The following is a 20612-nucleotide window of genomic DNA, read 5'->3' as shown; positions in this document are numbered from 1 at the left end:
GCCTGCCGGTGGATGGCGAGACGCCATCACTCCGGCAAATCCCGCCGACTCACATCCCACTCGGTCCCGCCCGCATTGAGCTGCTCGATCTTCTCCATCCGCTGCCGCGCCAGTTCCGGCAGCCGGTTCGTCACGCCGATCACCAGCGCTTCGGCGAGCGCCAGCGCGGGCACGTTGGTCTGCAGCATCGCGAAAGGGCGGCCCTGGATGCGCAGCACGATCTCCGCGAACTCGCCGATCGGCGAGCGCCATTCGTCGGTGATCAGCAGGATGCGCGCGCCGAGTTGGTGCGCGGCCTGCGCGAAGCGGATGCTGTCCTTCTGGTAACGGCGAAAATCGAAGATCACGAGTACGTCGTTGCGCCCCATGTCGGCCAGCGCGACGGACGCGAGATTCACGTTCGGCTCGACGTACTGCACATGCGGCCGCGCATAGGCCAGCGTGAACGAGAACAGCGACGCGAGCGGCGCCGTATAGCGCCCGCCGCCGCAGAAGACACGCACGTCCGGATCGGCCAGCACCGCCACGGCTGCGTCGAACGCGGCCGCGTCGAGCCCGTCGATCGTCGTCGCGAGCGATTCGGACAGCCGCTGGAAAATCGCCGCATGACTATCGCGCATGCCCGTTTCCGAGTGGAACGCATCCATCCGCGCGAGCGGCGAATTCATCGCGGTGTCGATCTCGTCGTGCAGCGCCTGCTGGAACGACGAGTAGTTCGGAAAACCGATCCGGACGACGAAGCGGAACACGGTCGGGTCGCTGACTTCCGCCTGCTTCGCAACCTGCGCGATGGGGCCCAGCCCCAGACTGGGATAGCGATCCAGCAACGCCTGCGCGACCTTCTGTTCCGACGGCGTGAAGCTATCCATCTGGGATAACAGCAACGCCCTGATGCTCATCCCCATCGGCACTCCGGCTCTCTATCTGAATTGAACTGAACGACCAAACGGCAGACGGGCGTCTGCCGGCAACTGCACGCATGTTAGCCGATCGACGTGCGGCAGGCTGCGTGCGATTCCAAATTAGAGGGACGCATCACCTGGCCAGACGATATGTTCATATATGTAATGAATCAAACATGCGTCGACAGGCATCCCGGCGTATTTTCATTTAAATTCAGTAATTACCCTAGTTTTTGACGTAAAAAAGCGAGTGATATGATCGCTGCCTCGTTGAAATGTATCGTTTATTACATTCTGGATCGGCGGCATCGACAAGCCGTTGCGCGTCGACGCATTCCGGCATGGCCCGGTTTATTCGTCTGGAGGATTCCGTCATGAGGCGGCTCGTAGTACTCACCCTGTTGTCGGCGATGAGCGTGTGCGTGTTCGCCGCGTCGGACCCGGCGGTCGAAGCGAAGAACGGCATGGTCGTGTCGTCGCAGCATTTCGCGTCGCAGATCGGCGTCGACATCCTGAAGGCAGGCGGCAATGCGGTGGACGCGGCGGTGGCCGTCGGCTATGCGCAGGCCGTGACCAATTCGTGCTGCGGCAACATCGGCGGCGGCGGTTTCATGACGATCCACCTGGCCGACGGTCGCGACCGCTTCATCAATTTCCGCGAGACCGCGCCAGCCGCGGCGTCCGCGAACATGTATCTCGATGCGGCGGGCAACGTGATTCCGGACCAGAGCCTGTACGGCTATCGCGCGGTCGGCGTGCCGGGCACGGTGGCCGGCCTCGATCTCGCGCAGCGCAAGTACGGGAAGCTGACGCGCCGGCAGGTGATGGCGCCGGCGATCCGGCTCGCACGCGACGGCTTCGTGCTGACGCGCGGCGATACGGACATCCTCGACACGACGGTCGAGCGCTTCAGGAAGGACCCGGAAGCCGCGCGCATCTTCCTGCGCCCGGACGGCACGGCGCTGCAGCCGGGCGACCGCCTGGTGCAAAAGGATCTGGCCCGCACGCTCGAGCGCATCGCGGAGCAGGGGCCCGACGCGTTCTATCACGGCGAGATCCCGAAGATCGTCGAGGCGGCGGCCAAGCGCGGCGGCGGCGTGATCACGGCGGCCGATTTCGCGTCCTATCGCGCGCAGGACATCGCGCCGCTGACGTGCACGTATCGCGGCTACGAGTTCGTGTCGGCGCCGCCGCCGAGTTCGGGCGGCGTGACGATGTGCGAGACGCTGAACATCCTCGAAGGGTATGACCTGCGCAAGCTCGGCTATCACTCGGCCGCGGCGGTCCACTACATGACCGAAGCGATGCGCCATGCGTACGAAGACCGCAACACGCTGCTCGGCGATCCGGATTTCATCGACAATCCGGTCGCGAAGCTGACGAGCAAGGAATACGCGGCGCAGATCCGCAAGAGCATCCATGCCGATACGGCGACGCCGTCGGTCGACGTGCAGCCCGGTGTCGGCGTGCACGAGAAGCCGGAAACGACGCATTACTCGATCGTTGATCACGACGGCAATGCGGTGTCGACGACCTATACGGTCAACGGTCGCTTCGGCGCCGTGGTCATCGCGCCGGGCACGGGCTTCTTCCTGAACGACGAGATGGACGACTTCACCGTGAAGGTCGGCGCGCAGAACCTGTTCGGCCTCGTGCAGGGCACGCGCAACTCGATCGCGCCGGGCAAGCGTCCGCTGTCGTCGATGGCGCCGACCATCGTGAAGAAGGACGGCAAGGTGTTCATGGTGGTCGGCTCGCCGGGCGGCTCGCGCATCATCACGATCACGCTGCAGACCGTGCTGAACGTGATCGACTACGGGATGACGCCGCAGGACGCGGTGGCCGCGCCGCGCATCCATCATCAGTGGCTGCCCGACGCGGTCTATTACGAAACCTACGGCCTGTCGCCCGACACGCTCGCGATCCTGCGCAACATGGGCTACAAGATGGTCGAGCAGACGCCGTGGGGCGCCGCCGAGCTGATCATGGTCGGCCTGCCGGGCACCGAAGCGGCGAGCCGCCAGAGTTCCGGGAACGATTCGTCGGTGTCCGGCAACGTGCGTGTCGGCTTCATCTACGGCTACAACGACCCGCGCCGCCCGGCCGGCTCGGCGATCGGCTACTGACGCGATCGTTTCAAGTCGAATCGCTGCCGCCGGCGTTCGCGTTGCCGCGAATGCCGGTGCGGCGGCAAGCGCGTCCGTCAGCGGGCATCCGCCAGCCTGAGCGGCACGCGCGCCATTCTTCCGTCAACTCCATCGCCACCCGGCGAATTCCGTCATGAACAAACGAATGTCTGCGGCAGGCTGGATCCTGCTCGCGATGGCAGCCGGCATCCTGGTCGGCTACCTGATCTACACGCAGCTTCCCGACAAGCAGGCGGCCACGGAAGTCGCCGGCTACATCTCGCTCGTGTCCGACGTGTTCCTGCGCCTGATCAAGATGGTGATAGGCCCGCTGGTGTTCTCGACGCTGGTCGTCGGCATCGCGCACATGGGTGATGCGTCGTCGGTCGGGCGCGTGTTCGTGAAGGCACTCGGCTGGTTCGTCACCGCGTCGCTGATCTCGCTGCTGCTCGGCCTGCTGATGGCGAACCTGCTGCGGCCGGGCGAGAACCTCGGCCTGCCGCTGCCGGACATCGGCGCGTCCGCGCATCTCGCGACGTCCAAGTTCACGCTGAAGGATTTCGTCGGTCACATGGTGCCGAAGTCGATCGCCGAGGCGATGGCGAACAACGAGATCCTGCAGATCGTCGTGTTCTCGATGTTCTTCGGCGTGGCGCTCGCCGCCCTCGGCGAGCGCGGAAAGATCCTCGTCGCGGCGATCGACCAGCTCGCGCACGTGATGCTGAAGATCACCGGCTACGTGATGAAGCTCGCGCCGCTCGCGGTGATGGCCGCGATGGCGTCGACCGTGGCGGTCAACGGGTTGTCGATCCTGCTCAAGTTCGCGGTGTTCATGGGCGATTTCTACGCGAGCCTCGTGCTGCTGTGGGCCACGCTGGTCGCGGCCGGGCTGCTGTTCCTCGGCCGCCGCGTGTTCAAGCTGCTCGCGCTGATCAAGGAGGCGTTCATGCTGTCGTTCGCAACCGCGAGCTCCGAAGCCGCGTATCCGAAGATCCTCGACGCGCTCGACCGCTTCGGCGTACGGCGCAAGATCTCGAGCTTCGTGATGCCGATGGGCTATTCGTTCAACCTCGACGGCTCGATGATGTACTGCACGTTCGCGACGCTGTTCATCGCGCAGGCCTACGACATCCACCTGTCGCTCGGCACGCAAGTCACGATGCTGCTGATCCTGATGCTGACGTCGAAGGGGATGGCCGGCGTGCCGCGCGCGTCTCTCGTCGTGATCGCGGCCACGCTGCACCAGTTCAACATCCCTGAAGCCGGGCTGCTGCTGATTCTCGGCGTCGACACGTTCCTCGACATGGGGCGCTCGGCCACGAACGCGGTGGGCAACTCGATCGCCAGCGCGGTGGTCGCGAAGTGGGAAGGCGAGCTGATGTCGGCGTCCGAAGCGAGCGCGCATGCCGCGCATCTCGATGCCGAACTTGAACGGCAGAACAACGCGCCGGCCTATGGCGCCGGTCAGCCCACGTCGACCTGACGGTCAGGCCGCGAGCGCTTCGTCGATGCACGCCGCGAGCACCATCGCGGCGGCGTTGCCCGGCGTCGAGCCGAGCAATTGCGGTGCATAGACGCTGTCGCCGATCTCGATCGATCGCCCCGACAGCGCGCACATGCCGCGCTTGCGCGTCGTGAACAGGCGCCACTTCTGGTAACCGTAGTGCCCGGTGCAGGCGTCGCACCACGAAATCATCACGGTGTCGGCCGTGGGCCGTTCGAGTACGCTGATGGTCGGCTTGCTCGTCGCGTCCCACGACGGCAGCCGGTCGCGCGTGACGCTGCGCCGTCGCGGCCCGCCCCACGAAACGGACGGCATGTCGAAGCTGCCGATTGCGGCGACGGTCATGAGCCAGGGCGCTACACGATTGTTCATGTTTCTGTTCCTCGAAACGTTACGTGGTGCCGCGACGCGCGGCATCACGACAGGCGGATGCGCGGCTGCACCCAGCCGTTGATCCGTTCGGCGATCCACAGCAAGGTCGCCTTGGAGAAACCGTGCAGCGCCTGCTGGTGCCGCCGGTAGAGCATCAGGTGGCTGAACTGCGCGAAGCGCCCCTGGATGAAGCCGCCGCGGAAGAAGCCGAACTGCCCGAGCGTGCCGAACGCGTCGTAATCGCTGATCGACACCAGCGCGCCGAAATCGTGGAACGCGAACGGCGGAATCGGCGTGCCGTCGAGCCAGGCGGGCAGATGCTTCGCGAGATGCTCGGCCTGTTGCGTCGCGACCTGCGCGGTCGGCGGCAGCGGCCGCTCCTGGCCGTCGGGCAGCAGGCTGCCGCAATCGCCGATCGCGAACACGTGCTCGTCGCCGGTCGCCTGCAGCGTGGGGCCGACCACGATCTGGTTCGCGTGGTTCGTATCGAGCCCGCCCAGCGCCTGCATGAAATCGGGCGCCTTCACGCCGGCCGCCCACACCATCAGGTCGGCTTCGGCGAACGAACCGTCGCCATAGTGGAAACCGTTCGCGTCGGCCGACGTGACACGCGTCGACGTCAGCACGCGAAAACCGATCTGTTCGAGTCGCCGCTGGGCCGACGCGGAAATCCGCGGCGGAAACGCATTGAGGATGCGCGGGCCGCTTTCGAGCAACGTGAGTTGCAATCGCTCGCGCACCGTGTCGTCGCCGTAGGCCTGCGCCACTTCGAGCAAGCGGCTCAGTTCCGCCGCGAGTTCCACGCCCGTCGCGCCCGCGCCGACGATCGCCACGCGAAACGGCTCGTCACGCGCGATGCTGCGGAACACGCGCATCCGCAACGCTTCGTTGAAGGTCTCGGCCTGCTGCTGGCTGTCGATGAAGTAGCAGTGCTCGCGCACGCCGGGCACGCCGAAATCGTTGGCCTGGCTGCCGAGCGCGAGGATCAGCACGTCGTATTCGAGTTCGCGTGCGTCGATCACCACGTCGCCGTCCTGCGAGCGGATCTCGCCGAGCTGCACGCGGCGGCGCGCGCGATCGAGCCCCTTCAGTTCGCCGGGCTGGTACGTGTAACCGTGGTCGCGGGCATGGGCGAGGAAGATCACCTGTTGCTGCTGGACGTCGCGCGTGCCGGCCGCGATCGTGTGCAGCATCGGCTTCCAGATGTGCGTCGGACTGCGATCGACGACCGTGATCTGCGCGCGTCCGGACCGGCCGAGACGCTCGCCCAGGCGGGTCGCGAGCTGCAGCCCGGCGATTCCGCCGCCGACGATGACGATGCGTGTAGGGGTTGTCATGGATAAATCATCAAGTGATGAATAAGGTATGATCCTAGCGCTTCCCGGCTCCGCGTGTCAACGGAGCGGGGCAGGCCGCCCGCTTCCGGTACGTGAAACCGGGGACCGAACACGGGCATTCGAATCGTTCAAGGAGCAGGAAAAACGTGGCAGAAGTGACTGAGCGCGCGCCGTCGAAGCGGCGTACGCGCGGACGGCCGCTGGCGGATGCGTCCGTCGGCCCGGACGTGATATTGCGGGCCGCGCGCCGCACGTTCGCGAAGCGCGGCTACGACGCGACGAGCGTGCGCGAAGTCGCGCGCGAGCTGGGCATCGACGCGGCGCTGATCGCCCATCACTTCGGTACGAAGGAAACGTTGTGGCTGGCGGTCGTCGAGCAGATCGTCGAGCTGGCCGAACCGATGTTCGACGCGCTGCGTGCGTTGCGCGCGTCGTCGCTGCCGCATCGCGACCGCGTGCGGCGCGCGCTCGAGCTGTGCGTCGATCACGAATTCGCGGAACCGGATATCGGCATGTTCTTCTCGACGGCGGCGACCGAGGAGGGCGGGCGGCTCGACCGGCTGCAGGAGCGGATCGTGCGCCCGTATCACGACGCGATGTTTCCGCTGCTGGCGGACGCGGTCGAGGCCGGCGCGATCCGTCCGGTCGATCCGAACGTGCTGTTCTTCATGATCGCGAGCGCGATCGGCACGACGGTGTCGTACAGCCACATGATGCTGGAGTACACGTCGCTGCCGACGCGGCCGGAGGCGTTCCGCGAGGCCGTGCTCGGCGTCGTGTTCAACTTCCTCGGCGACCGGGCCTGAGCGCCGCGCGCGCGATGCGCGCGGTCAGGTCGCGGTGACCAGCCCCAGTTCGCGCACCGCGTTCCGCGCGCTCTCGCGCAGCGCATCGACGAGCGGCGATGGCGTGCGGTACGCCAGCGCCACTTCGTACGCGAGCGGGCTGCCCGCATCCTTCAGTTCGCAGAACGTAATGCCTTGCGGATGCATCGGCACGAACAGGCGCGGCATCAGCGCGACGCCGATGCCGCCCGCGACGAGCCCGGCCGTCGTCTGCATCTGGCGCGGCTGCTGGACCACCCGCGGCGCGAAGCCCGCCTGCGCGCATGCCGTTACGATCAGCGCATGCATGCCGGGCCCGTGATGCGCGGCAAACATGACCCACGGTTCGTCCGCCAGCTCGGCCAACGCGATGCGGCGGCGGTGCGCAAGCCGGTGGCCGTCGGGCAGCGCGGCGACCATCCGGTCGCGCAGCAGCGGCTCGACATGCACGTCGCCGGCATCGGCCACCGGCAGCACGACGAGGCCGGCGTCGGTGCGGTCCTGCCGCAGCGCGAGCACCTGGTCGGCGGTCGTGCCTTCCTCGAGCTGGAAATCCACGTTGGGATGCCGTTCCTGAAACGCGCGGAGGATCAACGGCAACAGCGCGTTCACGGTGCTGTCGACGAAGCGCAGCCGCAGCGTGCCGCCGAGGCCGGCGCCCGCGCGGCGCGCCACGGCCACCGCGCGCTCGGCCTGTTCGAGCGCGCGCCGTGCTTCGAGCAGGAAGGCCTCGCCGGCCGGCGTGAGCCGCGAGCCGCGGTTGTCGCGTTCGAGCAAGGCGACGCCCAATTCGTCCTCGAGCTTGCGGATCGCCGTGCTGAGCGGCGGCTGGGCCATGTGCAGCCGCTCGGCCGCGCGCCGGAAGCTGAGCGTTTCGGCGACCGCGATGAATTGCCGGAACTGGCGCAGATCGATCATGCGATACCGTCCATGTATCAGTGGATCATCGAATTCGTATTTTACCTATCATGCCGGGCTGCCCAGAATGTCCCTGTCGTCAACCGTCGATACTCAGGAGGACAGATCATGACGGGCAATGAACAGCAGCGAACGGCCATCGTCACGGGCGGGTCGAGCGGGATCGGCTTCGCAATCGCGAGCCGGCTGGTGCAGGACGGGTATCGCGTCGCGATCGTCGGGCGCGATGCGGCGCGGCTGGAGGCGGCCGTCGCGCGGCTCGGCGGTGCGGCGATCGGGCAGGCAGGCGATCTGAGCGTGCGGCGCGACGCGGAAGCGGTGGTCGCAGCGATCGCTGCAAGGTGGCCGCGTATCGACGTCCTCGTCAACAACGCGGGACTGACCGGGCGCGTCGGCGCGGATACGAAGGCGGGCGAAGCGGAGGCCGTATGGGACGCGGTGCTCCATGCGAACCTGAAAAGCCTGTTCCTGACGACGATGGCCGTGCTGCCGCACCTGGCCGACCGCGCGGCGCGCATCGTCAACATCGGTTCGATCGCGGCGCGCGCCGGCAGCCTGTTGCCGGGCGGTCTCGCGTATGCGGCCGCGAAGGCCGGCGTCGAAGGCTTCACCGTCGCGCTGGCACGCGAACTGGGGCCGCGCGGCGCGACAGTCAATACGGTCGCGCCCGGCTATATCGCCGGCACGCGTTTCTTCGGCGACAACGGGGTCGCGCCGGCCGTCGCGGCAATGATCCGCGTGCAGACGCCGGTTGGCCGCGCCGGACAGCCGGACGACGTCGCGGACGCGGTCGCGTGGCTCGCCGGGCCGCGCGCGTCGTTCGTCACCGGCGCGACGATCGCGGTGAACGGCGGCTGGCGCGTCGGGTGACGCAGCGCGCGTACGGCAGGCGCGTCACTCGGCATCGGTCGGCGGCTTGTCGCCGAGCCAGCGCCGCGCGCCGGGCCCGTTGCGGCCGGCGCGGTCTTCCGGGTTGGTCAGCTTGCAGCGTTTCAGCGACAGGCAGCCGCAGCCGATACATTCGTCGAGATTGATGTAGAGCCGCTGCAGCTCCTCGATCCGGCTCGCGACGCGCTGCTTCCAGCCGCGCGACAGCCGCTGCCAGTCCTTGTTGCTGGGCGCGGCGTCCTCGGGCAGGCTGACGAGCTGCTCGGCGATTTCGTCGAGCGAATAGCCGATCTTCTGCGCGAACACGATGAACGCGATCAGCCGCAGCACCGCACGCGAATAGTGGCGATGGCTCGAGCCGTTGCGGTGCGACTTGATCAACCCGCGCGTCTCGTAGAAACGCAGCGTCGACGCCGGCACGCCGCTGCGCGCGGCCACTTCGCGGATCGACATCAGCGGCCATTGCGGGGTTTCCTGGATACCCATGACGCCCTCCGGGAAAGCTTGACTTGAAGTTAACTTCAACTTTTATGCTACGCGGCAGTTTAACCCGTCGCGAGGCATCATGCTCTCCTTTTCCCTACGCAGGACCTCGCCGTTGGGCGCGGCCTGCGCCCTGTTGCTGGCGTTGTCGGGCTGTCACGACGGCAAAGGCACATCGTCGGCTCAGCCGCTTCCCGAAGTGGGCGTCGCCACCGTCGCGCCGCGTACCATCCGCCTCGCGGACGAATTCAACGGGCGCGTCGAAGCGGTGGACGCCGTCGAACTGCGGCCGCGCGTGAGCGGCTACCTGCAGCGTGTCGCGTACAAGGAGGGCGATGTGGTCGCGCAGGGCGCGCTGCTGTTCGAGATCGATCCGCGCCCGTACCGGATCGCGCTCGACCGGGCGAATGCGCAGCAGCAGCGCGCCCGTGCGGCCGCGAGCCTCGCGAACGTGCAGTTGAAGCGCGTGCAGACGCTGATCGACGCGCATGCGACGTCGCAGGAGGAGCTCGACAACGCGCGCGCCACCGCGGAGCAGGCGCGTGCCGATCTGCTGGCGGCCGATGCGGCCGTGGCCGACGCGAAGCTCAATCTCGGCTTCACCGAAGTGCGCGCGCCGATCGCGGGCCGGGTCGGCCGTGCGGTCGCGACCGTCGGCAACCTCGCGCGGGCGGACGACACGCTGCTGACGACCGTCGTGTCGCAGGACCCGGTCTACGTGTACTTCGATTGCGACGAGCAGAGCTACCTGCGCTACAACGCGCGGCGCACCGATCCGACGCATCGCGCGATCGGCGCCGATCCGGTGCGCGTCGGCCTCGCGAACGAGACGGGCTTCCCGCATGCGGGCACCGTCGATTTCCTCGACAACAGGCTCGATCCGCAAACCGGCACGATCCGCGCCCGCGTGCGGCTGCCGAATGCGGACCATACGTTCACGCCGGGCCTCTATGCGCGCGTGCAGCTCGTCAGCGGCCGCGACCAGGACGCTTTGCTGGTCGACGACAAGGCCGTGCTGACCGACCAGGACCGCAAGTACGTATACGTGATCGGCCCGGGCGACAAGGCGCTGCGCCGCGACGTGACGATCGGCCGCGAACTCGACGGCGAGCGGATCGTCGAGAAGGGGTTGCAGTCGGGCGACCGCGTGGTGGTCGACGGCGTGCAGCGCATCTACTATCCGGGCGCGCAGGTGAAGCCGAAGGCGGTGCCCGCACGCGCCGCGGCGGACCCCGGCGCCGGCACGCAGGCCGTGGCCGACGCCGGCGCGCCTGCCGCGCACTGACGGGAGCGAGACGATGGATTTCTCCCGCTTCTTCATCGACCGGCCGATCTTCGCGGTCGTGCTGTCGATCGTCATCTTCGCGCTCGGCCTGATCTCGATTCCGATGCTGCCGGCCGGCGAATATCCGGAAGTCGTGCCGCCGAGCGTCGTCGTGCGCGCGACGTACCCGGGCGCGAACCCGAAGGAAATCGCCGAGTCGGTGGCCGAACCGCTGGAAGAGGCGATCAACGGCGTCGAAGGCATCATGTACATGAAGTCGGTCGCCGGGTCGGACGGCAGCCTGCAGGTCGTCGTCACGTTCCTGCAGGGCGTCGATCCCGACACGGCCGCCGTGCGCGTGCAGAACCGCGTGAGCCAGGCGCTGTCCCGCCTGCCCGACGAGGTGCGCCAGTACGGCGTGACCACGCAGAAGCAGTCGCCCACGCCGCTGATGTACGTGAGCCTCTATTCGCCGGACAACAGCCGCGATTCGCTGTACCTGCGCAACTACCTGACGCTGCACGTGAAGGACGAACTGTCGCGGCTCACCGGCATCGGCGACGTCGGCGTGTACGGCTCCGGCGACTACGCGATGCGGCTGTGGCTCGACCCGAACCGGCTCGCGTCGCGCGGGCTGACCGCGAGCGACGTGATCGCGGCCGTGCGCGAGCAGAACGTGCAGGTGTCGGCCGGCCAGCTCGGCGCGGAACCGTCGCCGAAGAAAAACGACTTCCTCGTGTCGATCAACGTGCGCGGCCGTCTGCGCACGGTGCAGGAATTCAGCGACATCGTGCTGCGCAACGGCGACGACGGCCAGGTCGTGAAGCTGTCCGACGTCGCGCGCATCGAGCTCGGCGCGGGCGATTACACGCTGCGCTCGTATTTCAACGACAGGCATTCGGCCGTGGTCGGCATCTTCCTGTCGCCGGGTGCGAACGCGCTCGACGTCGCGAAGGCCGTGTACGCAAAGCTCGACGAATTGTCGAAGCGCTTCCCGCCCGGCGTCGCGTATCGCCCCGTGTGGGACCCGACGGTGTTCGTGCGCGAATCGATCCGCGCGGTGCAGCACACGCTGATCGAGGCCGTGGTGCTGGTCGTGCTCGTCGTGATCCTGTTTCTGCAGACGTGGCGCGCGTCGATCATTCCGCTCGTCGCGGTGCCGGTGTCGGTGGTCGGCACGTTCGCGTGGCTCTATCTGCTCGGCTATTCGATCAACACGCTGACGCTGTTCGGGCTCGTGCTCGCGATCGGGATCGTCGTCGACGATGCGATCGTCGTGGTCGAAAACGTCGAGCGCAACATCGCGCAGGGGTTGAGCCCGCGCGATGCCGCCCACCAGGCGATGCGCGAGGTGTCGGGGCCGATCGTCGCGATCGCGCTCGTGCTGTGCGCGGTGTTCGTGCCGATGGCGTTCATGTCGGGCGTCACGGGCCAGTTCTACAAGCAGTTCGCGGTGACGATCGCGATCTCGACGGTGATCTCCGCGATCAATTCGCTGACGCTGTCGCCCGCGCTCGCCGCGAAGCTGCTGCGCCCGCACGGCGCGCCGAAGGATGCGTTGACGCGCGCGCTCGACCGCGCATTCGGCTGGCTGTTCCATCCGTTCAACCGCTTCTTCGAGCGCAGTTCCGACCGCTACCACGGCGTCGTCGGGCGCACGCTGAAGCGGCGCGGCGTGGTGTTCGCGGTCTATGCGGCGCTGCTCGCGGCGACCGCGCTGCTGTTCAACGCGGTGCCGGGCGGCTTCATCCCGGTGCAGGACAAGCTGTACCTGTTCGCGGGCGCGAAGCTGCCGGAAGGCGCGTCGCTCGCGCGCACCAGCGCGGTGACCGAGCAGATGACGAAGATCGCGCTCGGCACCGACGGCGTCGAAATGGTGCCGGCGTTCGCCGGGCTGAATGCGCTGCAGGGCGTGAACACGCCGAACATCACGAACTCGTACGTGATCCTGAAGCCGTTCGACCAGCGTCACCGCAGCGCCGCGCAGATCAACGCGGACCTGAACGCGCGCTTCGCGGCGATCGACGGAGGTATCACGTATGCGCTGATGCCGCCGCCGATCCAGGGTCTCGGCAACGGCTCCGGCTACTCGCTGTACCTGGAGGATCGCGGCGGGCTCGGCTACGGCGAATTGCAGAAGGCGCTCACGGCGTTCCAGGCCGCGGTCGCGAAGACGCCGGGGATGAGCTATCCCGTCAGCTCGTACCAGGCGAACATCCCGCAGCTCGAGGTGAAGGTCGACCGGCTGAAGGCGAAGGCGCAGGGCGTCGCGCTGACCGATCTGTTCAATACGTTGCAGGTGTATCTCGGCTCGATGTACGTGAACGACTTCAACGTGTTCGGCCGCGTGTATCGCGTGATGGCGCAGGCGGATGCCGGCCACCGGCAGACGGCCGCCGACATCGCGAACCTGCGCACGCGCAACGCGAAGGGCGAGATGGTGCCGATCGGCTCGATGGTGACGGTCGGGCCCGCGTACGGCCCCGATCCGGTCGTGCGCTACAACGGCTACCCGGCCGCCGACCTGATCGGCGACGCCGATCCGAAGACGATGTCGTCGTCGCAGGCGATCGCGAAGCTGCAGCAGATCGCGAAGGACGTGCTGCCGCCCGGCATCACGCTCGAATGGACCGATCTCAGCTACCAGCAGGTCACGCAGAGCAACGCGGCGATCGTCGTGTTCCCGCTCGCGGTGATGCTGGTGTTCCTGGTGCTCGCGTCGCTGTACGAGAGCTGGACGCTGCCGCTCGCGGTGATCCTGATCGTGCCTGTGTGCATGTGCGCGGCGCTGTTCGGCGTGTGGCTGTCCGGCGGCGACAACAACGTGTTCGTGCAGGTCGGTCTCGTCGTGCTGATGGGGCTCGCATGCAAGAACGCGATCCTGATCGTCGAATTCGCGCGGGAGCTCGAGATCCAGGGCAAGGGCGTGGTCGAAGCGGCGCTCGAAGCGTGCAAGCTGCGGCTGCGTCCGATCGTGATGACGTCGGTCGCGTTCATCGCGGGCTCGGTGCCGCTGCTGATCGGCAGCGGCGCGGGCAGCGAGGTGCGGGCGGCCACCGGCGTCACCGTGTTCGCGGGGATGCTGGGCGTCACGCTGTTCGGGCTGTTCCTGACGCCCGTGTTCTATGTGGCGATCCGCAAGCTCGCGGGCGGCACGCCGGCCGTCTGGAGCGAACAGCACGGCACCCTCGAAGGAGAAAACCGATGAGCGCCGCTTTCCGTCTTTCCGCGCTCGCGATGTCGGTGACGCTCGCCGCATGTGCGGTCGGCCCGGATTTCAAACGGCCCGATACCGCCACGGCCGCGCGGTTCGCGCGCGATGCTCGTCCGGCCACGCAGCGCGACGCAGCGCCGGCCGATACACCGAGCGACACGTCGCCCGACGCCGATGCCACCTTCTGGCGCGGGTTCGGCGATCCGACGCTGACACGGTTGATCGACGCAGCGCTCGCGGCGAACCAGGACTTGCAGGTCGCCGTATCGCGCTACGACGCGTCGAATGCGCTGCTGTCGCAGGCCACGTTCGACCGCTATCCGACGATCACCGCGAGCGGCCAGATCGGCCATCAGCTGATGAGCAAGGACCAGGCGTTCGGCGCGCCGCGCAGCCAGCGCGATACGCCGACGTCCAATGTCGGCATCAATGCCGCGTGGGAGCTCGACCTGTTCGGCCGCGTGCGCCGCTCGATCGAGTCGCAGCGTGCGGAAACGGCGGCCAGCGCGGCCGACGTGCGTGCGGTGCGCGTCGCGATCGCGGGGGAGGTCGCCAGCACGTACGTCGATCTGCGCGGCTCGCAGGAGCGGTTGCGGATCGCTCGCGAGAACGCCGACAACCAGAGGCAGACGCTCGCGCTGATCAATGCGCGCGTCGGCGCGGGGCGAGGCTCCGAACTGGATGCGGCGCGAGCGCGTGCGCAGTACGAATCGACGACGTCGCGGATCGCCGTGTACGAAGCCGCGATCGGTGTCGACGAGCATCGGCTGGCGGTGCTGACCGGGCAGACGCCGGATGCGTTGATCGGCCGGTTCGACCTGCCGAAGACGGCCGCGACGGGCACGCCGGTGCCGCTGCCGGCGCTCGCGGCCGACATCGATCCCGGCACGCCGGGCGACCTGCTGCGCCGCCGTCCCGATGTCGCGGCCGCCGAGGCGCGGCTGCATGCGGCGACCGCGCGCGTCGGCGTCGCGACCGCCGACCTGTTCCCGCGCTTCACGCTGTCGGGGCTGCTCGGTAGCGCGACGAGCAGCTACGGTTTTTTCCGTGCGGGCAGCGATACCAACCTGATCGCGCTCGGCATCGACTGGTCGTTCCTTGACGTCGGCCGCGTGCGTGCGCGGATCGCCGCGAGCGACGCGGAAGCGGCCGGCCAGCTTGCACAGTATCGGCAGACCGTGCTCGGCGCGCTGGAGGAAACCGAGAACGCGCTGCTGCGTGTCGCCCGCACGCGTGACGAGACCGCGCACCTCGTGCGGGCGGCCGACGATAGTGCACGCGCGGCGCAGCTCGCGCAGGCGCGTTTCTCGGCCGGTGCGATCGACTACTACGAAGTGCTCGACGCGCAGCGGACGCTGCTGCAGGCACAGGATGCGGCGGCCGACGGGCGGATGCGTAGCGCCGCATCGACGGTCGCGCTGTACAAGGCGCTCGCGGGCGGCTGGCCGTCGGGCACGGAGCGGGGCACGCCAGGTCCGCTCGCTCGGTCGGGGCAGTAGCGCGAGCGGCGCGGCGCGACGACACGCTCGGCGGGCGGCGGGGAAGGCGACGATTGCGATCGCACGAGAGGGCTATCGTTCTCGCGGTAAAATTTGATTGCAACTGCAATCAAGCGAGAGGAACGCCCCGACATGAACGCAACCGAACCCGATCTGTGGTTCTCGTTCGTCCGCGCGCACCGGACGATGATTCGCGAGATCGAGCGTCGCCTTGCGGCGGCTGGCTTGCCCGCGTACGCGTGGTACGACGCCCTGTGGGGGCTCGAAAGCGGCCCCGACGGCACGCGCCGCATGCACGAACTGGCCGACGTGCTCGCGATCGAGCGCTACAACCTGACGCGGCTCGTCGACCGGCTCGAACAGGAGGGGCTCGTTACGCGCACGCGTTCGGTGGACGACGGCCGCGCCGCGTTCGCGCGCATCACCGACAAGGGGCGGGCGCTGCGCAAAAAGATGTGGAAGGTGTATCAGTCGACGGTCGCCGAGCTATTTCTCGACCAGTTCACCAGCAAGGAGCGGGCGGTGATGATCACCGCGCTTGACCGTGCGACCGCTGCCGCGCGCGACGCGGCAGCCGACGCGAAGTAACGTATCCGGCACACGGCGCGCCGAGCAGGGACGCCGCCGCGTCGTCAGCCGTTCGAGGCAGGCCGCCACGGCGCGGCGGCTATCGGGTATCCGCACGGGCGGACCGGGTCGCGCCGTCTGCATGTCCCTCCTCCGAGTACTGGCATGTCGCCGGCGACATCGATTCCGGCATAGGATTGCAATTGCAACGATTGTAGTTGCAACGACAACCCGACGACAAGGACCGACATGACCTCGACGCACCCCCTCACGTTCTATACGGCCGACACGCCGAACGGACACAAGATCGCGATCTACCTCGAAGAGGCCGGGCTCGCACACGATCGCGTGCGGGTGAACCTGTCCGCCGGCGAGCAGCGCAGCCCGGCGTATCTCGCGATCAATCCGAACGGCAAGATCCCGGCCATCGTCGACCACGATGCGGGGCTGGCCGTATTCGAATCCGGCGCGATCCTCGGCTATCTCGCCGAGAAGACGGGTCGCCTGCAGCCTGAAACGCTCGCCGAGCGCACGGCGGTCCAGCAATGGCTGCATTTCCAGATCGGCGGGATCGGGCCGATGCTCGGCCAGTTGTGGTGGTTCCTCCATGCATCGAAGACGGGCAACGCGGAAGCGATCGACCGCTACCGGAAGGAGGCGCTGCGGCTCTACGGCGTCGTGAACGCTCGCTTGTCGGAATCGGCGTATCTCGCGTCGTCGCGGTATTCGATCGCCGACATCGCCGCGTTTTCGTGGCTGCGCACGGCGGGCGAGCTGGATCTCGACGTTGCCGGCTTTCCGCACGTCGAGCGCTGGCTTGCCGAGATCGCCGCGCGGCCGGCCGTGCAACGAGGCCTGATCGCCTGCCGCGCACCAGTGGCCGAGGCGGCGCACTGAGATCGCATTGCCCGCGCCGCATGGATGGCGCGGGCGCTTGCCGCCCGCTGCCCGCCGGCCGGGAAACATCGTTCTCCTTCGTCGTAAGCATCTCGAATGCGCGATATTTGCGCCGCTCGATCCGCTTTGGCGTGGCCGTGAATCGCTGACGATATGGCGTATGGCCGCCATCCCGGGCCGTACAGACGCACGACTAGCTGGAGAGCCGATGCTTAGCATCGCGGCCGCCGGCCTACCGCGGCAGCGGCCCGATCATTACGCTTGGGCGATCATCCACTCTGTCCGGAAGGTCGCCATGTCCCGGCTCGACTACACAATGCTCGGCCCCTGCCTGCTCGCCATCGCGCTCGATGCGATGGGGTTCGGGCTCGTCTATCCGATGATGTCCGCTATTTTCAGCGACCCGCACGCGGGCATCCTGCCGGCCGACGCCGGCGCGCACGCGCGCAATTTCTATCTCGGCCTCGGCTACGGGATCTACCCGTTGTGCATGTTCTTCGGTTCGTCGCTGATGGGCGAGCTGTCCGATCGCTACGGCCGCCGTCGCGTTCTGCTGCTGTGCGTGCTCGGCCTCGCGGCCGGCTACGCGATGATGGCGGCCGGCGCGTGGCATGCCAGCGTCGCGCTGCTGCTGGCCGGCCGCGGGCTCACCGGCCTGATGGCCGGTTGCCAGGGTATCGCGCAGGCGGCCATCACCGATCTGAGCACGCCCGACACGAAGGCGTACAACATGAGCATCATGTCGCTCGCGTTCAGCGCGGGCGTGATCGTCGGCCCGGTACTCGGCGGCGTCACGTCCGACCGGACGATCTCGCCGCTGTTCGACTACGGCACGCCGTTCATGCTGGTCGCCGCGCTGTCGCTGATCTGCGCGTGCTGGACCTGGGCGTCGTATCGCGATTCCGCCGCGCCGCGCGGCGATACGCGTATCGATCCGCTGCTGCCGCTGCGGATCATCGTGGAGGCCGCGCGCCAGCGCAACGTCGCGTTCCTGTCGGTGGTGTTCTTCCTGATGCAGGTCGGCTACGGGCTCTACCTGCAGACCATCATGCTGCTGTTGCAGGCGAAATTCGGCTATACGAGCGCACGGCTCGGATTGTTCAGCGGCGTGATCGGCCTCTGCTTCGTGTTCGGCCTGCTGTGCGTCGTACGGTTGATGCTGCGCGTGTGGCGCGTGATCGATATCGCGAAGACGGGCCTGCTGGTGGCCGGGCTTGGCCAGATCCTGTCCGCGCTGTTCCCGCACGAACCGGTGCTGTGGGCGCTCGCGATGGTCGTCGGCTGCTTCGACATGGTGGCGTACACGACGATGTATACGGCGTTTTCCGATGCCGTCAGCGACGATCGGCAGGGCTGGGCGCTCGGCGTCGCGGGCTCGGTGATGGCGGTCGCGTGGGTCGTGACGGGCGCGCTGACGAACCTGCTGCCCGTATTCGGCGAGACCGGCTTGCTGCTGATCGGCGGCGCGGGTTTCCTGCTCAGTTTCGCGATGATGGCTGCGTACGGCCGCACGCGGCCGGGCGCGCGAACGGCCGTGTTGTCGTAGGTGGCTCACACGCACGTTGGCCCGATCCTGTCGGACGTTGTCCCGCGCGCCGCTGTCGCATCACGCCGCGCGGCCCGACACTGGCGCGTCGCGGCCGGAGAGGTTCCGGGCTGCGTGCGGCGGCGCCGGCAGGCCCGGCGTGCCGTTCCTTCAATGTGCCAACCAAGAGAGCATGCCATGCAACATCCGACCATCCGTACCCTGGCCGGCGCGAGCGCGCCGACGTCGATCGCCGCCGCCCGCACCGCGCTGCTGGTGATCGATTTCCAGAACGAATACTTCAGCGGCCGGCTGCCGATTCCGGACGGGCCCCGTGCACTGGGCAATGCGCGGCGCGTGATCGCGTTCGCCGACCGCGCGGGCATTCCGGTGTTTCACGTCCAGCACGTCGGTACGGCCGACAGCCCGATCTTCGCCGACGGCAGCGACGGCTTCCGCTTTCAGTCGGACCTGCAGCCGGCGCCGCAGCACGCAGTCGTGCAGAAAACGTCGGTGAGCGTATTCCCGACGACGGACCTCGATGCGCGGCTGAAGGTGGCCGGCATCGACACGCTGATCGTTACCGGTCTGATGACGCATGCGTGCGTGGCCGGCGCGGCACGCGATGCGGTGCCGCTCGGCTATGCGGTGATCGTCGTCGACGATGCATGCGCCACGCGCGACCTCGACGTCGCGGACGGCGGCACGGTGCCGCACCGCGACCTCCATCGTGCGACGCTGGCCGCGCTGTCGGACACGTTCGGCGACGTGCTGACGACCGAGCAGGTGCTGGCGCTCGGCGTCGTGTGACGGCGGCCGGTTCGCGCGTCGGTCGGCTCAGCCCGGCGGCCGGCCGATGCGCGGGCGCCGTGCTTCAGAACATCGTGTTCCGGTTCGCTGACGTTTCGGGTACCGGCTGGATCACGTCCCAGTGTTCGACGATCTTGCCGTCCTTCACGCGGAAGATGTCGACCACCGCTTCGCCGCGATCGCCCGGACGCTCGGTCGCATGCACGTGCAGATAGACGAGGTCGCCGTCGGCCGCACTGCGGACGATGCGCGCGCGCGATGCCGGGTTCTTCTGGAACGCGCCGACGAAGTACGACACGAACGGTTGCTTGCCGTCCGGCACGTGCGGGTTGTGCTGCTTGTAGTCGTCCGCGACGACGGCGGCGGCCTCGACCGCTTCGTGCCGGTTGAAGAAGCGGTCGTAGAACGTCAGCACGAGCTGGCGGTTGGCTTCCTCGGCGGCGAGGTCGCGCGCGGTCGCGCCGGTGGCCAGCGCGGCCGTCGATGCGGCCAGCAAGACGAACGCGGCAACGGCGCGAACGGGGGAGCGGAACGAAGGCATGTAGCGTTTTCCTTGGTTGACGATTGTGGACGGATGCGCGAGCGCCATCGGGTGTTGCGCGAGTCGCGACGACCCGCGGGCGATGACGGCTTGGCCGCGGGATGCATGTCGTATCGGCACGAAGGTTTCGCCGACCGGACCGTGAGGTTGCAGGTGCCGGGATGGCGAGGCGCGCGGCATCGTCATGCTTCGTTGAACTGGCGAATCCGGGGCGGCTGTCGGGCCGATCGAATGGTACAGTTGCCGCGAACCCGTCACAAGAAGTTACCGCGGTGTGAACAGGTCACGCCGCGGTGACCGTGCATCGCCCGTGAAAGAGACTCCCGTCATGCCGCTTCCGTCCGCCGACGAATCCGTCGAACTCGATCAGCCGTGCCCGATCCGCGATGTGCTCGACCGCATCGGCGACCAGTGGAGCCTGCTCGTGCTCGAGGCGCTGGCGGGCGGAACGATGCGCTTCAACGAACTCGGCCGTACGATCGGCGATGTGTCGAACCAGATGCTGTCGCGCACGCTGAAGCGGCTCGAACAGGACGGCTTCGTCAGTCGCACGCTGTTCGCCGAGGTGCCGCCGCGTGTCGAATATGCGTTGACCGATCTTGGCCGTTCGTTCCTGACGCCGATGCAGGCGATGATCCGGTGGGCCGACGAACATCATCGCGCGATCTGCGCGGCACGCCGTCGGGCGCGTGAGCTGGAAGAGGGCGGACACTGAGCGCGACGCGCGCATCGGTTCGCTGACTGACGATGTGCGGCAGATGAGCGCGATGGGTCGAAGCATGGCCGGATGCATTCGCATCGCCATCGCGTGACTTCGTTATCCGAAGGATGTCGTCGAAATGGGCGGCCCGACGACAGGTTGACCGGGCGCCCCTGCCGTAGCGCATGATTCCGTGCCGCGGACGGCGGCGGTTCTCGCGCGCCGTTCCGCTCGGACGCTT

18 protein-coding genes are annotated in these 20612 nt (G+C 67.7%); 12 read left to right on the top strand and 6 right to left on the bottom strand.

Features of this window, described 5'->3' with window-relative positions; translation table 11 throughout:
* Window positions 1–26: 26 nt before the first annotated feature.
* Window positions 27–905, bottom strand: coding sequence for a MurR/RpiR family transcriptional regulator (locus SY91_RS22310; RefSeq protein WP_185921379.1), 879 nt, complete (start codon window positions 903–905; stop codon window positions 27–29).
* A 371-nt stretch (window positions 906–1276) separates the two neighbouring features.
* On the opposite strand from SY91_RS22310, the gene ggt reads away from it, so the two are divergent.
* Both ggt and SY91_RS22300 read left to right on the top strand, forming a co-directional pair.
* Window positions 1277–3028, top strand: coding sequence for a gamma-glutamyltransferase (ggt, locus tag SY91_RS22305; protein ID WP_185921378.1), 1752 nt, complete (start codon window positions 1277–1279; stop codon window positions 3026–3028).
* Between the two features lie 154 nt (window positions 3029–3182).
* Window positions 3183–4511, top strand: coding sequence for a dicarboxylate/amino acid:cation symporter (locus SY91_RS22300; RefSeq protein WP_006480945.1), 1329 nt, complete (start codon window positions 3183–3185; stop codon window positions 4509–4511).
* 3 nt (window positions 4512–4514) lie between these two features.
* On the opposite strand, the gene SY91_RS22295 is transcribed toward SY91_RS22300, so the two are convergent.
* A complete protein-coding gene (locus tag SY91_RS22295) occupies window positions 4515–4904 on the bottom strand; it encodes a DUF3331 domain-containing protein (protein WP_185921377.1) in 390 nt (129 codons plus the stop codon).
* A 44-nt stretch (window positions 4905–4948) separates the two neighbouring features.
* On the bottom strand, window positions 4949–6241 hold the full coding sequence (locus SY91_RS22290; protein ID WP_006480947.1) for an NAD(P)/FAD-dependent oxidoreductase: 1293 nt from the start codon (window positions 6239–6241) through the stop codon (window positions 4949–4951).
* 146 nt (window positions 6242–6387) lie between these two features.
* Here SY91_RS22290 and SY91_RS22285 point away from each other — a divergent pair, with 146 nt between their 5' ends.
* Complete coding sequence (locus SY91_RS22285) at window positions 6388–7047, top strand: TetR/AcrR family transcriptional regulator (RefSeq protein WP_011547389.1); 660 nt, start codon at window positions 6388–6390, stop codon at window positions 7045–7047.
* 24 nt (window positions 7048–7071) lie between these two features.
* Here SY91_RS22285 and SY91_RS22280 read toward each other — a convergent pair whose 3' ends face one another.
* Window positions 7072–7983 carry a LysR family transcriptional regulator gene (locus SY91_RS22280; RefSeq protein WP_077195091.1) on the bottom strand — a complete coding sequence of 304 codons (912 nt, stop codon included), beginning with the start codon at window positions 7981–7983 and terminating at the stop codon, window positions 7072–7074.
* 108 nt (window positions 7984–8091) lie between these two features.
* Between SY91_RS22280 and SY91_RS22275 the strand changes: the two genes are divergently transcribed.
* Window positions 8092–8853, top strand: coding sequence for an SDR family NAD(P)-dependent oxidoreductase (locus tag SY91_RS22275; RefSeq protein WP_006480950.1), 762 nt, complete (start codon window positions 8092–8094; stop codon window positions 8851–8853).
* A 24-nt stretch (window positions 8854–8877) separates the two neighbouring features.
* Here SY91_RS22275 and soxR read toward each other — a convergent pair whose 3' ends face one another.
* The gene (gene soxR / locus SY91_RS22270; protein WP_006480951.1) at window positions 8878–9357 is read right to left on the bottom strand and encodes a redox-sensitive transcriptional activator SoxR; all 480 of its coding nucleotides are present in this window, start codon (window positions 9355–9357) and stop codon (window positions 8878–8880) included.
* A 79-nt stretch (window positions 9358–9436) separates the two neighbouring features.
* On the opposite strand from soxR, the gene SY91_RS22265 reads away from it, so the two are divergent.
* The 7 genes from SY91_RS22265 (at window position 9437) to SY91_RS22235 (ending at window position 19130) form a co-directional block, all read left to right on the top strand.
* Window positions 9437–10639, top strand: a complete 1203-nt coding sequence (locus tag SY91_RS22265; RefSeq protein ID WP_105797636.1) for an efflux RND transporter periplasmic adaptor subunit — start codon at window positions 9437–9439, stop codon at window positions 10637–10639.
* Window positions 10640–10652: 13 nt separating this feature from the next.
* Complete coding sequence (locus SY91_RS22260) at window positions 10653–13826, top strand: efflux RND transporter permease subunit (RefSeq protein ID WP_006480953.1); 3174 nt, start codon at window positions 10653–10655, stop codon at window positions 13824–13826.
* Window positions 13823–15331 (top strand): efflux transporter outer membrane subunit, encoded by a 1509-nt coding sequence (locus SY91_RS22255; protein WP_185921376.1) that lies wholly within the window; start codon window positions 13823–13825, stop codon window positions 15329–15331. Before SY91_RS22260 ends, SY91_RS22255 begins: the two co-directional genes overlap by 4 nt.
* A gap of 132 nt (window positions 15332–15463) precedes the next feature.
* Window positions 15464–15919 carry a MarR family winged helix-turn-helix transcriptional regulator gene (locus tag SY91_RS22250; protein WP_185921375.1) on the top strand — a complete coding sequence of 152 codons (456 nt, stop codon included), beginning with the start codon at window positions 15464–15466 and terminating at the stop codon, window positions 15917–15919.
* Between the two features lie 228 nt (window positions 15920–16147).
* Window positions 16148–16795: a glutathione S-transferase family protein gene (locus tag SY91_RS22245; RefSeq protein WP_185921374.1), complete on the top strand. Its 648-nt coding sequence runs from the start codon at window positions 16148–16150 to the stop codon at window positions 16793–16795.
* 295 nt (window positions 16796–17090) lie between these two features.
* On the top strand, window positions 17091–18341 hold the full coding sequence (locus SY91_RS22240) for an MFS transporter (RefSeq protein ID WP_185921373.1): 1251 nt from the start codon (window positions 17091–17093) through the stop codon (window positions 18339–18341).
* Window positions 18342–18518: 177 nt separating this feature from the next.
* Window positions 18519–19130 (top strand): cysteine hydrolase family protein, encoded by a 612-nt coding sequence (locus SY91_RS22235; protein WP_185921372.1) that lies wholly within the window; start codon window positions 18519–18521, stop codon window positions 19128–19130.
* 64 nt (window positions 19131–19194) lie between these two features.
* Here the strand turns inward: SY91_RS22235 and SY91_RS22230 are convergent, their stop codons facing one another.
* Window positions 19195–19671 carry a nuclear transport factor 2 family protein gene (locus SY91_RS22230; RefSeq protein ID WP_034175405.1) on the bottom strand — a complete coding sequence of 159 codons (477 nt, stop codon included), beginning with the start codon at window positions 19669–19671 and terminating at the stop codon, window positions 19195–19197.
* Between the two features lie 328 nt (window positions 19672–19999).
* On the opposite strand from SY91_RS22230, the gene SY91_RS22225 reads away from it, so the two are divergent.
* A complete protein-coding gene (locus SY91_RS22225; protein WP_034175255.1) occupies window positions 20000–20386 on the top strand; it encodes a winged helix-turn-helix transcriptional regulator in 387 nt (128 codons plus the stop codon).
* The last annotated feature ends 226 nt before the right edge of the window (window positions 20387–20612 follow it).

The sequence above is a fragment of the Burkholderia cenocepacia genome, from assembly GCF_014211915.1.
Classification (GTDB): domain Bacteria; phylum Pseudomonadota; class Gammaproteobacteria; order Burkholderiales; family Burkholderiaceae; genus Burkholderia; species Burkholderia orbicola.
This window is presented reverse-complemented; position numbering and strand designations above follow the sequence as displayed.